At 40.6% G+C, this 15778-nt stretch carries 16 protein-coding genes and 1 pseudogene; 1 reads left to right on the top strand and 16 read right to left on the bottom strand.

Annotated features, from left to right (window positions below):
* Window positions 1–20: 20 nt before the first annotated feature.
* From AC6I3O_RS10760 to AC6I3O_RS10690, 15 genes and pseudogenes are all read right to left on the bottom strand, one after another.
* Window positions 21–1949 carry a DUF3732 domain-containing protein gene (locus AC6I3O_RS10760; RefSeq protein ID WP_497850871.1) on the bottom strand — a complete coding sequence of 643 codons (1929 nt, stop codon included), beginning with the start codon at window positions 1947–1949 and terminating at the stop codon, window positions 21–23.
* Complete coding sequence (locus AC6I3O_RS10755) at window positions 1950–2435, bottom strand: three component ABC system middle component (RefSeq protein ID WP_160279197.1); 486 nt, start codon at window positions 2433–2435, stop codon at window positions 1950–1952.
* Entirely contained in the window at window positions 2422–3576 is a 1155-nt protein-coding gene (locus tag AC6I3O_RS10750; protein ID WP_497850870.1) for a hypothetical protein, read from the bottom strand. The genes AC6I3O_RS10755 and AC6I3O_RS10750 overlap by 14 nt, the downstream gene beginning before the upstream one ends.
* Window positions 3560–4492: a nucleotidyl transferase AbiEii/AbiGii toxin family protein gene (locus AC6I3O_RS10745; protein ID WP_160279199.1), complete on the bottom strand. Its 933-nt coding sequence runs from the start codon at window positions 4490–4492 to the stop codon at window positions 3560–3562. The genes AC6I3O_RS10750 and AC6I3O_RS10745 overlap by 17 nt, the downstream gene beginning before the upstream one ends.
* Window positions 4492–5100, bottom strand: coding sequence for a type IV toxin-antitoxin system AbiEi family antitoxin domain-containing protein (locus AC6I3O_RS10740; RefSeq protein ID WP_160279200.1), 609 nt, complete (start codon window positions 5098–5100; stop codon window positions 4492–4494). Before AC6I3O_RS10740 ends, AC6I3O_RS10745 begins: the two co-directional genes overlap by 1 nt.
* Window positions 5101–5472: 372 nt before the next feature.
* Window positions 5473–7221: a recombinase family protein gene (locus AC6I3O_RS10735; RefSeq protein WP_497850869.1), complete on the bottom strand. Its 1749-nt coding sequence runs from the start codon at window positions 7219–7221 to the stop codon at window positions 5473–5475.
* A 411-nt stretch (window positions 7222–7632) separates the two neighbouring features.
* Window positions 7633–7995 (bottom strand): type II toxin-antitoxin system PemK/MazF family toxin, encoded by a 363-nt coding sequence (locus AC6I3O_RS10730; RefSeq protein WP_497850868.1) that lies wholly within the window; start codon window positions 7993–7995, stop codon window positions 7633–7635.
* 605 nt (window positions 7996–8600) lie between these two features.
* The gene (locus AC6I3O_RS10725) at window positions 8601–9116 is read right to left on the bottom strand and encodes a sigma-70 family RNA polymerase sigma factor (RefSeq protein ID WP_497850867.1); all 516 of its coding nucleotides are present in this window, start codon (window positions 9114–9116) and stop codon (window positions 8601–8603) included.
* A 448-nt stretch (window positions 9117–9564) separates the two neighbouring features.
* Window positions 9565–9754, bottom strand: a pseudogene (locus AC6I3O_RS10720) (cysteine-rich KTR domain-containing protein).
* 16 nt (window positions 9755–9770) lie between these two features.
* Window positions 9771–10334, bottom strand: coding sequence for a YIP1 family protein (locus tag AC6I3O_RS10715; RefSeq protein ID WP_497850866.1), 564 nt, complete (start codon window positions 10332–10334; stop codon window positions 9771–9773).
* A gap of 4 nt (window positions 10335–10338) precedes the next feature.
* A complete protein-coding gene (locus tag AC6I3O_RS10710; RefSeq protein ID WP_497850865.1) occupies window positions 10339–10608 on the bottom strand; it encodes a hypothetical protein in 270 nt (89 codons plus the stop codon).
* Window positions 10592–11155: an RNA polymerase sigma factor gene (locus AC6I3O_RS10705; RefSeq protein WP_497850864.1), complete on the bottom strand. Its 564-nt coding sequence runs from the start codon at window positions 11153–11155 to the stop codon at window positions 10592–10594. The genes AC6I3O_RS10710 and AC6I3O_RS10705 overlap by 17 nt, the downstream gene beginning before the upstream one ends.
* 13 nt (window positions 11156–11168) lie before the next feature.
* On the bottom strand, window positions 11169–11570 hold the full coding sequence (locus tag AC6I3O_RS10700) for a hypothetical protein (RefSeq protein ID WP_497850863.1): 402 nt from the start codon (window positions 11568–11570) through the stop codon (window positions 11169–11171).
* Between the two features lie 13 nt (window positions 11571–11583).
* Complete coding sequence (locus tag AC6I3O_RS10695) at window positions 11584–12363, bottom strand: ABC transporter permease (protein ID WP_247230737.1); 780 nt, start codon at window positions 12361–12363, stop codon at window positions 11584–11586.
* Window positions 12360–13217 carry an ABC transporter ATP-binding protein gene (locus AC6I3O_RS10690; protein ID WP_497850862.1) on the bottom strand — a complete coding sequence of 286 codons (858 nt, stop codon included), beginning with the start codon at window positions 13215–13217 and terminating at the stop codon, window positions 12360–12362. Before AC6I3O_RS10690 ends, AC6I3O_RS10695 begins: the two co-directional genes overlap by 4 nt.
* 282 nt (window positions 13218–13499) lie before the next feature.
* On the opposite strand from AC6I3O_RS10690, the gene AC6I3O_RS10685 reads away from it, so the two are divergent.
* Window positions 13500–13862, top strand: coding sequence for a helix-turn-helix transcriptional regulator (locus tag AC6I3O_RS10685; RefSeq protein ID WP_247230739.1), 363 nt, complete (start codon window positions 13500–13502; stop codon window positions 13860–13862).
* A 27-nt stretch (window positions 13863–13889) separates the two neighbouring features.
* On the opposite strand, the gene AC6I3O_RS10680 is transcribed toward AC6I3O_RS10685, so the two are convergent.
* Window positions 13890–15770, bottom strand: coding sequence for a CHAP domain-containing protein (locus tag AC6I3O_RS10680; RefSeq protein ID WP_497850861.1), 1881 nt, complete (start codon window positions 15768–15770; stop codon window positions 13890–13892).
* Window positions 15771–15778 lie beyond the last annotated feature (8 nt).

Genomic DNA, 15778 nt, shown 5'->3' with positions numbered 1-15778 from the left:
AAAATTTCACGGTGATGTATTTATATTAAACCTTTGTCGTCTCTCCAATTACAACGAACATATCTTTTAAATTCCTCTTTGCACTCTAAATTCTCTCCATCCACATGGTCTACTATAATAATTTGTGGTAAAATTCCTGTATCTTTGCTAATAGCTTTAATTTCATCAAAAATTGTTTTATACATTTTATTAACTGCCATTAAATCAGCCTGTGTTATCTTGTCATTATCACTATCACCTTGCGGAAAATAAACTTGGCTTGGTTGGTCAAAAAACATAGTTAATGGCATAGGAGAATTCTTTTGCTTTGCAAAAAAATGGAGAAAACTCAAAAACAATGCAATATGACAGGATACCCAATTAGCCCCACTTCCCATTTCATATAAATAAATGTTTTCTCTATTATTCTGATGTTGATAAATATCAAAACTTCCATCAGTCAATCCAAAGTTCAAATTAATGGGTCTATATTCCTCCTCAAAATCCAGAGTAATGGCAAGGTGATTCATATTTTCTGACAAAAAAGATTTAGCCTTTGACATTTTTGTATCTACATCAAATCCTTTAATCTTTTTTTCTAGCCGTTCTATTTTTTCTTTAAGGTCTTCAATATCTTCATCAACTGTTTCAAAAATTCCAGAATCACTCATTTCAACAAATAGTGATATATTTGCTTTTGCATAATTTACCTTTTCTCTTTTCGAAGCAAGGGTTTTAGACGAAATAAATTTTTCCTCAATTGTTCTAATCTGCTTCCATACTTCTCGAATTTTAGCATCAATTTGAGATTGTATTTCCTTAAGTTTTCTGACATCCTCTGAAAAATCAGCAGTATATTTTTCGGTTATCTTTAATTCATTATCTAACCATTCAGTAGCTTCAATAAGTTCAGAATCTTTTTCTGCAATTTCTTTGCAATCATGACCGCAAAGCGGGCAAACATATTCCGTAGTCTCTATTTCTGCGACTCTCGTTTGTTGCTTTAACTCATTTAACATTTCTGAAAAAGCATTACCAGTATTTGAAGCCTTATCTATATTTTTAATTTTCAATAAAACTTCTCTTTCCTTATCCCTCAACTCATCCAATTCTTCATTTAACGCACTATAACGAGCCGCTATTTTAGATTCTCCAAAAAGTTGTGAATCATCAAATTCGGGTAGATTAGTCGCCAATCTCAACATTTTTTGTACAGAAATATTACTATCAAAATCCTGTTCAATCAGTGCAAAGTAATTTGCTAATAATGGGGATAAGTTCTCTTTTATATAAATAGTACTTTTTTCATTAGCCTTTTGTTTTTTATATTTTTGCTTTAATTGAGCTTTTAAACTATTGAGCTGAATCAAATCACTATAGTATTCTTGACTAATCATTCCAGCAAAAACAGGAAATTGGTCTATCACATCTTTTCTTTTATAATAATCAGAAAATCTATAAAACAATGCAAACTTACTTGCCATTAAATTCTGATGTTGAAATAAATATGAAACCATATTTCTTAGTGAAGCCCTTTTACTTTGCATTTCACCATCTGTAGCCATATTTATTACAAATAGTCCCAATGCACATTCAATCTCATACTTAACATCTTTATGGGACAATGGATTCATCTCTGCAAAATAGCCTATCTCTATTGTTTCCGGCTCAAAATTTATGGATTCTTTAGAAAGGTACATTTTACCCCCATTTTCCCAATTTTGACGAGCAATCACATAGGTGTGCTTACTTATAGCCATTACAAGTACATAGAGAAAGGAAAACTCCGTTATTTTGCCCTTAGGTATAGTACAGCGAGTACTACACAAGCAGTAATCCATTATCTCAACTAAGGCACTTTTTCCTGTTTTTGATTCTCCAGTAATTATATTAACCCCCTGTTTGAGCGGGACAATTCTTTTTTCCCCATTTTCATTAAAAATAATGATTGCTTTTACATAACTTTTCATTTACACATCAACTCCTAAATAGTAAGATAAATGGTCTTCGGTTGTCTTTGAAAACACTACTCCAAGATAAAATGCACATTTAATCCAGTCTCTAATTGTTCCTTCAAAATTTTTATATTCAATCTTTTTTATAAGCCTTATTTTATGATTGTTGAAAACTATTTTATCTTCGGAAGAAAGGATTATTAAGGCTTCCTTACAATACGGTTTAAGCGAATTATATCTATCCACATATCCTGACAAACGTGTCTTTCCAGAAATTTTACTTTCTTCTATAATTTGGGACGACTGAAATAAAGTATCAATTCGACTTCTCTTATTTGCAGTTACTAGTTTTTCTCGCGACTCTACATATAATAAAATAGGAAGTGCCATAAATGGCAATTTCATTTCGCAAGGCTTATCATAACCAGAAAGGAATCCTTGTATGAGCAATGAATAAAAATGAGTATTCATCGAAAGTTTCTTAATATTAGTTATGCTCATCTATTTCTTCACCCACTTTCCATTTAAAATCAGTTTCATCTACTATGTTATGTATAATTCCCCGCTGAAAAAATCCCTGATTACGAATAATCGAGCCAAAATCGTGTACATCCCACATCATTACATCATCATAAAGCGATTGTGCCGTATCAATTTGTTTCTCAAAGGATTGTCCCTTTGCATTTCGTTCGCTAATTCGTTTTTGGCGGTGCAACTTTTTATCTAATTCATCTATGTAAGGCTCAAGGCTATCCAAATACATTAGATTATTGTGAAAATAATTAACAACTGTCATATCAGTTTTCCAGTAATCTGAAATAGCTTCCATAATCTCAGAAGTATATTCTATTTCTCGGATAGCTTCAACAAATTTTTTTTGTTCAAGTTTTTTAGCTTCTTTTTCAGAAACAACCGCTTTGATATATTCTTGGGGAAGTGGAATAGAACCTTTAGTACCATATGCTGACGCTTCAACTTGGCAAATCTCATCAAATTCTTTTTTTGCCACTTCCCACTTATGTGGTGGATTCTTTACTTTATTTAATATCCGCCCAAGTAATGCTCCAATATATCCATCTCTATTCTCTTCTGGAATTGAGCGTATATATTTTGAAAATTCACCAGATATGCCAACTAATGATGTTTTTGCAGCATCAATTATAAATTTATCCAAAATTTCTAAAAGGCGATTTTCATCATAAGAATCAGTAAAAATTCTATTATACTGACTTCTAAATGTTTCTTCTTTCTTTTTATATACTGCTCCTATACCTTTTAGTCGTTTTAATTTTTCACCTTTTTCTATGTTGTTCCATTCATAAAAAGGAGACTCTTTAGCAATTTTAGCCGTGGTACTGAGTATATAGTGAGAAAAATTCTTTACCCTTTCATAGTCTACATACCAATTAGCTAATGTTTTCCAAAAATCCACATCTCTATCCGAAAGAAATGTTTCACTAAAATGATGTTTCACCTCTCTTTGAAATAGACCACCTGTATTATTTATAATGCTTACATCACCATTTATCTCTATCTGAAGAGTCTCACCATCATTCAATTCAAAGCAATCTCTTAAAGCATTTAGATATTGATAAATATCGCCAGCTTTGGTTAGTGTTGCATCATTAACTGCTCTTGTCACTTTCGATACCTCCTTTCAAATCCAACCATGTGCCTGAATTGCTGTTCCATTCTTTATCCCATTCTCCCTCATCCACTATCGCATCAAACACTGGCTCAAGAAATTTCTGCATCTCCTTAATAACCACCGCAAATTCCAACGAACCATCTTTAATATTTTTCAAAAAATATCTCCACCGCTTCTGCATATCTTCATCTTCGGAAAGTGCCAGAATACGCTTAAAGCTATCTCTGTCATAAGGTGTTTCTCTTTTCTTCAATGTTTCAAAAATTGCCGCCCGCAGCTTCGCTCCCTCAAAATCGAATGTTCTTGCCAGATAATATATATCGTAAAAGTCTTTCATCCTGCCAGTCAATTCAAATCGCTGCAAGATAGCGTCAAATTTCTCTGCTATCGTACTTTCCAAAGAATAAGTTTTTATCACTGGCTTTTCAAAATCTGGAAGCTGTGTATTGATTCTCCTTTCCTCCGCTTTCGGCACAATAATATCTCCCACACCAATATCCACATTAAACGGCACACGTACATTTTTTATCTGACCGATAATTTGAGTGCTGATGCCGTGGTATTTCCTCTGTGGGGAAATTTCTTCAAATCCCTTTGCTATCATGGAAACAAAGTCATTTCCTGTTGATGTCTCAATAATCTTACCAATCATACTTTTTACATCTTCTATGGAATTGGAAAATCCACGAAGCAGGAAATCAACATCTATCGTTGCGCGGCTTTCAAAATTGGTAAGCGTATAGATGAACAATCCGCCTTTCAGAATAAGATTGTCTTCATAACCAGATTTTGAAAGTTTCCGCAAAAATTCCTCCTGCATAAACAACTGTAAACACTGTTGATAGCTGATTCCAGAAATCTTAGCTTTGTTTTTCAATTTTGCAAGAACGGACGCCGCCTTATCTGTCATTACAACCACACTCCAATCAAATCCTTTACACGCTTTTGCACCCGCAAAGTCTTTGCGTACTGCATAAGGTTCGGAATATTTTTTTTCTGGTCTTTTACATAGCCTTGTATTGCCTTATTAAAAATCTCTTTATCCATCTTATTCATATTCCTCAGCACATCACAAATGGTACGGTCACGGTCATAAATATGAACTTCTTGGAAGTCAATTTCTCCTTTTGTTTTTCCAATGAAAAGCAGCTCTGGCTCCACCCGATAAGCCTTAATGAAAGGATAATCAATATTTGTACGCTTTCTGGAAGTATTTTTGTCAATGGTAATATTCCATTCAGCGGGATTCCTGTCACTGTATCTATAATAGAAAAGGGCTGTTTCCATACAAAGAACTGCATCAGGGAACAGGCGGTTGACAATAACCACCTCACTCGTACCATAGTCATCCACCCAATGGTAACAGCCCCTTTTTATTCTTTCAATCAATCCTTGTTCCAGCATACGTTGAATATCTCTATAAAACAATTTTTCATTTGTAAGCTGTGCCGTTGTCATGACATAGCCATAATCAGAAAATATTTTGCTTAGTATTCTTATATCATTTTGTGTTAGCATTATTTCCTCCTTCTGACGCATTTACTGCGTCATTCAGGTAGATTTGGAAGTTTACTTCCAAACTTTCACCTCTGCACTAAAATACGCATAAATTTTTTATCGCTTGTGTGCTTTACTACATTATATCTATTCAACGCAAAAAAATCAAGCGAATCAAATCGAACAACTTCAAATCTTATACTTGTGTAATTTACTACATAAAATCAGACCTACTTGTCCACAATAAAACAAATAGGTCTGACACAATTTAACCTGCTATATCAAATCTCGTTGAAGCAATGCCATATATAGTTATCGTTCTTTCCGTATCTCTAACTTCGATAGAATAAGGCTTCCCGACATCCCCCGCATCTTCATTTTCATCATACTTCTTTATCCTCTCAAACGTCGAAAAGCTATGTATCGGGAATCCCACCGTATCATCCTCGTCCCAAAATGCAGTAAGCGGAACATTACCGCTGCTTCTCTGGGTAGTGAAGCCTCTGAAATGTTCCTTTCAGAGGCTAACGCTTTTTTTGATGCTGTCGCAACCGTATAGCTCCATTTAAGGGGAAGTAAATTCAAATATACATCTATGTTCTCTCTGTCGTTAATCACCATCTTGTCAAGTAGCTGTGTGTAAAATTCATCTTCGTACTCAATGCCGCCGATAAGCTCATCCACGGCGTTTTTAATGTCCTCCATCAGTTCCTTTTGCTTCGCAATTACAACTTGCTGTTTTTCCATGCTTTCCACCATAGATTTCAAGCTGTCGATTTCAGCATCGTATTTTGCCCTAAGAGCCGTAAATTCGTCACGGTCAATATCGCCGCTTGTGTAAAGGTCAATCAAATCAGTACGTTTTTTCTGTGTCGATTCAATTTTATCTTCCAAAGTATTCGTATCTGCGCCTGTCATATCCAGTGAAATCACCTTGTTAATCGTCTTAATCAAGTTATCCGCTATTTTCTGGCGGTCAATGGTGAGCTGTTTGCAGACAAGATACATAATATGGATGGCTTCTTCGTTGCGGATGCTTGTTCCAGAGCAGCCCACTTGGTTCCCTGCCTTGTCGATGTGGGGGCTTCCGTGCTTTGCACTCTCAAAACAACGCCATGCCTTATACTGGCTTCCGTCCTTTCTGGTCTTGTATCGGGCAACATAGCTTGCCCCACATCTGCCGCATTTGATTTTCCCAGAGAACGGATAGCGGTTGCTGTGTTTTGCCTTGCCCTCCTGCGAAAGCGATTTTGCATCCAAAATGCGGTTTGCCTTATCGAAAAGCTCACGGGAGATAATCGGCTCGTGGTGGTCTTTGAGGATGACAAATTCCTCCTGCCCTCGGTTGTATTTCTTTTCATGGGATAAGAAGTCTGGCGTATAGGTTTTCTTCTGCACTAAGTCGCCGCAGTATTTTTCATTGCGTATCACTCGTAAAATGACGGTATTGCTCCATTCTTTCACTCGCATGGGATTTATGCCCTCCTCCCGAAGTTCACGGGCGATAACATGAGTGCCTTTGCCCTCGTCCACGAACTTGCGGAAGATAAGACGGACGATTTTCGCCCCATCTTCATTGATAGTCATTTTACCGTCTTTTACATCATAGCCGAGCATACTGCGTCCAAACACAACGCCTTGCTCCATCTGGCGTTTCTGTCCCCATTTCACACGCTCGGAAGTCTTGCGGCTTTCCTCTTGTGCGATAGAGGACATAATGGCAAGGCGAAGCTCTGCATCGCCGTCCAAGGTGTTGATGTTGTCGTTTAGAAAGATAACGCCCACTCCGTGCTTTTTGAGGTCACGGGTGTAGAATATGCTGTCAAGGGTATTTCTCGCAAAACGAGAAATCTCTTTGGTGATAATCAAATCAAAATCGCCGTTTTTGGCGCACGCAATCATGCGGTTAAATTCTTTTCGCTTTTTTGTGTTCGTTCCAGAGATGCCCTCATCGGCAAATATGGCGTAAAGCTCCCAATCGGGGTTACGTTCGATATACTGGCGGAAATACCGCTGCTGGCTTTCAAATGAATTTGCCTGGTCGTCATTGTCCGTGGAGACACGGCAGTAAGCGGCAACTTTCTTTTTCATATTCTGTATTTTTCTCTCTTGATTGAGGGTTTCGTATTTGTCTATTGACATAAGAATAGCTCCTTTCCCGACAAAAGCCTTGCCGTATTTTAAGTATAGTTTCATAGAGGTATGTTGTCGAATGTGCAAATTGGGAAATCGTACATTTTTATTCTTGATTGAGTAGTGATGGTTCACGAAACATATGTAAAGAGCCAAGCGTTTAGGCTTGGCTGCGGTTGTTCTTTCTGTATTGCTTTTCTATTTCCTCAATACAACGCTCATACTGCGAGTGTGTCAATAGTTCTCTTTTTTTCAGAGAAGCAAGTATTGACTTTTGAAATTGCAGATAAAACGCTGTGTGTTCCTGTTCTGTGATTTGCGGAGCAGGCTCTCCGACATAGACAAACTCACGACACTTCAATCATCAACACCACCTCGCTATATGATATTCGTTAGGGTTTGTACGATATAACGGGATGGTTAGTCCTTTTTGGTAATGCCGATGCTGATAGCCAAGGCATCATCTACCAATAACATGAAACGCCTGTCAAAAGTACCGATGTACTCTTGCAGGCGTTGTTTATCAAGTGTCCTTATCTGTTCAAGCAGGATGATAGAATCTTTTTCAAGGCATTCATAGCCTTTTGCAATGATGTGGGTGGGGAGTTTTGCTTTGGCGTGTTCCATGCCCGTAATTGCCGCCACAATGACCGTAGTGCTGTGCTTGTTGCCCATATCATTAGAGATGATAAGTACGGGTCTGTGCTTGCCGCCCTGCTCCGAGCCGACAACGGGATTTAATTTGGCGTAATAAATATCGCCACGCTTGATAGTCCTTTCCATTATGTGTTTGACCTCCTATCTGGATTTAGGCAGGGATTTCCTGCCTATGTAGCAGCCAGATACAAGGGAGTGTTTAAGGTCGGCGGGGCATAAAAACAAAGCCCTGTTTCCATAGACCACCCTGCATCTGGCTTGATATGATAGGAGCATTTCTATGTTGTCCAAAGCCAGCAGAGCTGGCTTTACACCCACGAAATGCAAATGCGTTAGATAACGCATAGAATCCACCAAACGGTCAGCAGCGAACTGACGCCACGGGAATCGCACCCCAACTGTCGGTCTGACAGAGCCGCCCTCATTGCCTGCGGCGGGTTGGCTACCGCTCGGACTGTGACTGGACGGGAGTATCATTGTCCTCTTTGCGGGTCATGGCGAAATCGGGGGCTGCCCGATATTTTGAGTCGGTAATTTCCGCTCACCACCTTTCATCGCTTCTGCTTTTTGGCAGGTCATGGCGTACCGCTGCACACGCTTTTGCTCATCACAATCACAAAGAGAATGTATTTGGTGAATGGGTATTCGGTTGTCAAGGAGCTTGGGGAAGCCCGTAGAAAAGCCCCCTCACTTTTCCAAAGGAAAAAATGAGGGGGCTATGCACGGAAAATTTAATTTTCCAAAAGTTTTTTGAGCTTTTGCAGGATTTTCATGATGTGCCTGCTGACGCTGGACTGGTTAATGCCATAGATACGGCTCAACTCAACCTGCGATTTGCCCTCATAGAAATGCTGTTGTATAAGCGTCCGTTCTTCTTCCGACAGCAATGTGAGGGAAGATTTCAGCTTGTCCAACATCATTCTGCGGACAACGGTTTCCGCAACATTTACCGCTTCATCAGCTATAAACTCAAAACCGTTACCGCTGTCATCAGCATTTTCTATCGCTTCTAAAGACAGCAGGCTGTTGTCTGCATCGAGCTTTTGCAGATAACGCCACCGTTCCTTGTCCCGATAGAACTCGATGTAGTGGGTCTGTTCCGTCTCAATCAGACAGCCCTGCACGGGGATAAAGAACTTGTCCTTATAAGTTCCGTCCGCTTCCCTGCGGCGGCAGAAATCCTCGTAAGACAATTCCGTATAGCCGCCGTTTTCTTTGATATAGACCTTTCTTGGTGCATATTTCACCGTAAGTACCTCCAATCTGAATTTTGAAAATCGCTAAAATCCAGATTGAGAGGCGGGGAACGGCATCCCACGGCAGAAAGAGCCATGCGGCGTATTTCAGCAAAAAACGACAAAAGAAAAACCGCAAAGGCTACCACACCTTTACGGTTTAAGGAGAATATATTTCTATTGTATAGAGATTTGATTTCTACTTTCGAGGTACAAAGCCCCCATATGTTGACGAGGATTTTTTTAGCAGGTTATCCGCCCATCCTCGGTATGGTATATGTAAGTAGAAGTTGTTGCTTGCAGACAATAAAAATCCCTCCAAACTTCAAAAGCGAAGTCGGAGAGTGCTTAAGGCATAGCAAAACGGCTCACCGAAACATCGTTTTTTTTATTCGGTGGGCTTGTCCAATTTATATTCATATAAAGAACAGAGCCGATGAACCTGTGATTGCTCACTTGTTCATCGGCTCTGCGTCTTATGCGTCTGGCTCTTTAATGACTGTAATATGACACTTTTTTACTCGTATCAAACTTTCTTGCTTGCACTTTGGACAAAAGAGTGGAAAGTTTTTAAGCTCTGTATCTTTCCGTATCATAATGCGGGTTTTGTTCTTACAAATTGGACATAGTATCCATTGAGTATCTGCCATTACATCACCTCCCATATTACAAAACAGGAGTTTTTAAGCCAACATATCCATTTAGAGCTGCCATAATTAAAATAATCAGTCCCATTACGATACAAGCAACAAGGAAACGCCACCCTTTTAGAGATGCAAAATTTCTCAAATATACGAAATAGAGAATGGCTTTCCAAATCAAAATGCCTACAAACACAATGTTCAAAATCATTCCGGAAATAGTATTATTCCAGAATAGATAGAAGAAAACTTCGGTAAAAGCTACTACAACAGCACAAATTGCAGTAGGAGCATATGAGATACCCCATGCTTTTATATGGTCTGATACCGTTCTGTTACTGCCCAAACATCTGCATACAGCCCAAAATAAAATGCAAATGAGAGCATAAGATAATATTCCATATCCTGTGATTTTCAACATTCTCTGCATCTCAAATTCTGGTCGATTTACTCCGCAAAAATGCTGAAGAACAGGCTCAAAAACAGAATTTAGTAGTATCGTAATTATCACCAATCCCCACGAAACTGCTTTATTGCCTTTTGCAAAGGCTTCCGCAGGATGGTTTAGTGCTTCAATCAACTGCTTCATAGATTTACCCTCCAAAGAAACTCAGAAACAAATTTGTGTACTGTGTTCCAAAAATCATAGTAAAAACAACAGCTTGAACGGCTGAAACTGTAAAAGCAAACCTCCAAGGATAGGTGACAATCATTTTTTTAATCTTACCAATACCAGAAGTGTCCTCCGCTTTGCATTCTGTTAATATACGACTGAGCATCATGTCCCTTTGCTGCTCTGTGGGTATCCCGTCCTGTTCAAATACTTCAAATGCTTTTTCGATAAACTCATCTTTCCTTGGCATTGTAGTCCCTCCTTTTCTCATATCCTGCATAGCTTTTTATAAAAGCGTTTTTTGCCCGCTGCAAAATGCTTTCTATGGCTTTTGGCGACTTTTCTACAATAGATGCAATCTCTTTAACAGATTTTTCGTCAATATATTTCAGTACCAGAACAATTCTATATTGCTCTGGCAGCCCATGTAAACAGGCTCGAACTTTTTCCCGTTCAAATGACTTAATCAAAAGCTCCTGTACATCTTGGGATGGGTCTTCGAGATACTCTGCCATATAATCATCAATCTCAACCATCTCAAATTTAGGGCTATACTGTTTTCGATAAAAGTCATTTAACTTATTTCTGGCTATTTTGAAAATCCAAGTTCGTTCAGAGCTTAATCCCTTAAACCCAGACATTCCTCTATATACATCCATAAAGATGTCTTGTGTTATATCCTCAGCCAGAGCTTTTTTCATTCCCGTTCGCAAATATACATATTGGTATATTTCATTGACATACGAGTGATACACCGATATGAATTTTTGTTCTCGTCCCTCTTTAAAAACACTCATATAATCATCTACCTCATTGAATTATAAGCTCCTTTGTAAGCAATATAGTATCCTTGTAAATTACCTCAAGCTTCAAAGAGCCAGCCGCTACCTGCTCTGCCTCCAGCTCGTACACAACAATGTCCTGCATATCTTTTTCTGTTGCTTTTGTTTCAGATTTGATTTCAGTACCATCAAGATACCATTTCACGGTATATTCCATGCCTTTTGGACTCTCGACAAAATGGACGCTTGCATAAACTGGTTCATTAACGATAAGAGCGTCTTCTTGATTTGCTGACTCCAACTCTTCCTGCGAAGAATAGCTGCTATTTGAAATGATACATGTCTGAATAGTATCGTCATTGCCGCCACATCCAACCAATGAAACTGCCATCATCAAAATTGTGATTAATAAAACCGTAACTTTTTTCATAGAAAATCCCTCCTTATTCACCGTAGTTATATTCATCCTGTTTTATAAAGGTCAAATATGCAATTATTAGAAATGATATAATGCTGATACCAAAAATGACGGATGCCTGCGAAAACCTTGAAATATCTGATACTTCTGATAGTGCCTGCATCATTACTCCTGGTGCTATCAGACTGAAATTATCAACCATCTGAGTTGTCCATCCAAATGCTTTTCCGATTCCCTCTACTATCATAACAAAAAAACGGGGCATCAACAGTAAACCTATTGCTAAACTCCAAATGAGCGCTGCCTTTGAGGAACGGGCAAGTATTGAAATCAACATACCCATAGTAGCATAGACCATAATATATCCCCATAATGGAAGCAAATACTGTATCAGTACAAGTATATGTGCAAAGTTGCCGCTAAGCCCAATGATGGCACAAGTAACTGGTGTCATATAGATAAAGGACAAAACCAATGACATGATTGCTGCAACAAGGACTTTTGAAATAAAGATTCTTGTTTTCGGAATGCCCGAACATATGATGCAGTCTAAAACATTGTGTTCTCTATCAGACGAAACCAAATCAAAGTATGACGATAGTACCGCCCACGAGCCGAAAATCATATGCGGAAGAAACAATGCCAAAAACTCAATCTGGTCGCTCTCTACTAATTTTGTTCTACCACCCGACGTATAAAAGAAGAACACTCCCATACCTGCAAGAGCTATCCAAATAACCAATGTGCGTAAGTTCATTGCTTTTTTGAAATCTCGTCTAACAAGAGACAGAATATCCATTCTCATTTTCGCACCTCCTCTAAATGAAGTTGTTCCTGCACTATGCGCTTCACATTGCAAGCAGTGACCTCAAATATGCTAATGTCGTGTAAAGTCAACGCAGAAATCAACAGGGGGACTTGCTCCTTGGTAATTTGTGCGGTAAGAGTAGTTCCAAGTTTATCTACTGAAAGGGAGAAATCACTCGCTAACATTTCAAGAACCTGTCTTGAAATGTTGGCTATTTTGAAAATATAAGAGCTTTCAATTTCATTGTCATATATCAGTTGTCCGTTTTGCAATATCGCAATGTTGGTGCAAATTTCATCCATATCCTGCAAAATATGAGAGGAAATGATGATGCTTTTCCCTTTCTGGTGGATACCCTTAATAATGCCTTTCATCTCAAAAGTTGCATTGGGGTCTAAGCCTGCCGTTGGCTCGTCCAGAACATATAAATCTGGTTCACCTGTCATCGCAATAATCATTTGCAGTTTTTTCTGTTGCCCAGGTGACAGGTGTTTGACCTTTTTACTCATATCCAATTTCAGTTTTTTCCCAAGAAAAACACTTTCTTTGGTATCTGCGTTCCGCAATCGGGCAAAAAAGCGAATTATTTCAGAAACAGTTGTATTATCATCAAATCGACAACTTTGTGGCATATACCCAATAAAAGGTTTGCCCGTTTGAAGATTCACCGTGCCTTTTGTGGGCTTCATCAATCCGCTAATCAATCTTAGCAGGGTCGTTTTTCCTGCGCCATTCTGCCCAATAAGCCCGTAAATCTCGCCGTACTCAATAGACATATCGATTCCATGTAAAATCTCTGTTCTGCCAAAAGATTTTGACAAACTGTTGGTCTGAAGCACATATTTGTCCATTCCCATGACCACTCCTTTCTGAGCAGATGTTTTCCTGCTTCATAAAGGTAGTCGTATGGATATCAAAAATCCCTCGCTTTTTTTAATATTTTTTTCTCCAAGCGTCAGCTTTCATATATTATAGACAGTGAAACGGACTATATCAACTATGTAAATATGAATTTCCATCTCTTGTAATAGGATATTAAATCTCCTGTTTTAGGAGATTATACATCGTTTGACTGGAAGCCATATCTCTGTAAAATATAAGAGTAAGATTTTCAGAGTATAGGTGGTGAGCTAATGGACGAAAGAAACATTCATTTTGACTTCGACTTTACTCCGATTGGACAGGCAATCAAAAAAGCCCGTGAATCCAGAGGGATAACAAGAGAGCAGCTTTCTGGTATTATCGGCTATGCTCCCAGACATATTCAAGCGATTGAGAATGAGGGGCAGTATCCGAGCATTGAGCTGTTTATTCAACTCATTACAATGTTTGATGTGTCAGTTGATGAGTACATATTCCCAAACAAAGAAGTCAAAAAAAGTTCTGTCCGCAGACGCTTAGACGCACAGCTCAACAGATTAGATGATAAAGAGCTTTTCGTCATAGAAGCAACCGTAAGCGGATTATGTAAGGCAAAAGAGGAAACAGAGGATTAAGCCCCTCTGTTTTTCTTTTGCCCGTTTTTAATAGGCAGGGATGCCGTAGCCGTAGATAGAGCGGCTCCCGACAGGGTAGCTCCGCTGCCTACAGGCATCTCCAGAGTTGCCCTCCACGGTGTAGACGATGCCGTTCTCGCACCGTTCCACGATGCCGACATGGTCGGTTTCCCCGTCACCCTCCCAGTCAAAGAAGATGATTTGTCCTGCTTCTGGCGTAAAGCCAACCTCCTGCCATTGCCCCCTATCCTTAAACCACTGAGAGCCGTTGACGCATCCCGCAAATTTAGGGATAACGCCGCTGTCGATATAGCCGCACTGGTCGGCACACCACGAAACGAAGCAGGCACACCATTCCACACGCCCGTCAAAACCGTACCATGACCAATACGGCTTGCCGCCTGCGTTGCCCACCTGCGATAGAGCCACGGTGACGATTTCGCCGTCCCCGATGGTGATGCCGTAAAGCACCGCAGACCAGAGGGAATTGTTTTCCTCGGCAAGTAATTCCGATAGCTGCTGCCGCTGTTCCTCGTTGAAGCCGTATCTGTCCGCCATTTCTTCAGCTGTCTTGTGGCTCACGGTGATATAAAGGTAGGTCTGGGTGACGGTGGTTTCCGTTTCCACGATATTCCCGTGACCGTCATCGCTCTCGGTTATCTGGGTTTCGGTCTTGCTCTCGGTACGGAAGCTGATTTCGTTCATCTCCCAGAAGATGTCCTTTAGGAGCTGCTTCTTGTTATCGTCCATTGTGGCGACTTCCTGTGGGTTGTCTGGGTCGGTGGTGGTCTTGACGGAGTACACCGCAAGCACCTCTTTCCAGACCGCACGGCTTCCCGACATCTCCAGTACATCGTGGGAAGTGCCGTCTATGATTTCATCAAGGCGGCTGTCGTAATCGGCATTGATTTCACGGACTGCGGTCTGCATGGTCATCCCGTTGCCAGAGTCCTCGCCCGAAAAGAATATGCCGAACACTGAGCCTACAAGCAGCCCGATAAGGCAGATAATGAGTATCACGGCAACGGCAATCCACCCGCCTGCCATGACTGCCGCTATCAGAGCCTTTGTGCCTGCGATAATCGCCTTGATTGCCGCAAGGGTAGCCTTGACCGCCACTTTCACGGCGTGGGCTGTCGCCTTGGCAGTGGCTTTTGCCGCCTGTGCCGCTTTCTGGGCTGTCTTTACGGAAGTCTTTGCCGCCGCTTTCGCTGCCTTGGCGGTCTGCTCCGTGGTCTTAATCGCCGCCTTAGAGGTGGTCTGGGCGGTCTTGATGCCTTTCTCCGCAGTTTTGAACGTACTCTTTGTGGCAGCTTTGACGGCTTCTTTTGATTTTACCGCACCTTGGGCAGCGGTTCTGGCGGCTTCTCTCGTTTTTACCGTGCCTTGGGCGGTGGATTTTACCGTCTTTTCGGCATTTCGGGCGGTGGTCTTGATGGTCTGCTTTCCCTGCTGCCTTGTCTTGATAAAGCGGCTCTTTGCTTTCTCGCCTGCATTTGCGGGGGTATCGGGGGCAGGAGAACGGCTCGCCGCCCCGTGACGGGGCTGTGAGCCGTTCCGTTCTGCAGAAGCCTGTGCTTTCTGTTTCTCTGCGGTTTTTACCGCCCTTTTTCCCTTAAAGTCCTCCACCTTGTCCTTTGCCTTGATGATGTTCTCCTTGGTGGTCTGGACGGATTTCTGCCCCTGCTTGTTAAATTGGTGTGCGCCCTCGCCTGCAATCCGCTCCGAAGCATAAGAAACCTTGTCGGCGGCATACTCGGTGGCAGAGCTTTCCTCCGCATAATAGCCCTGCTCCGCCTTTTCCTTGGTCTTGGCGTAGGCGGCTTTCATGCGCTCCGAAGCGACAGCCGCCTTGTCGATAGCCTTGATTGTGCCTTTGACCGCATCTCTGGTCTTAATCTTTGCCATAGGGAGCC

Source organism: Sporofaciens sp. St.21A7 (genome assembly GCF_059728535.1).
Note: the sequence above shows the minus strand (reverse complement) of the source record. Positions and strands in the feature narration are given on the sequence as shown.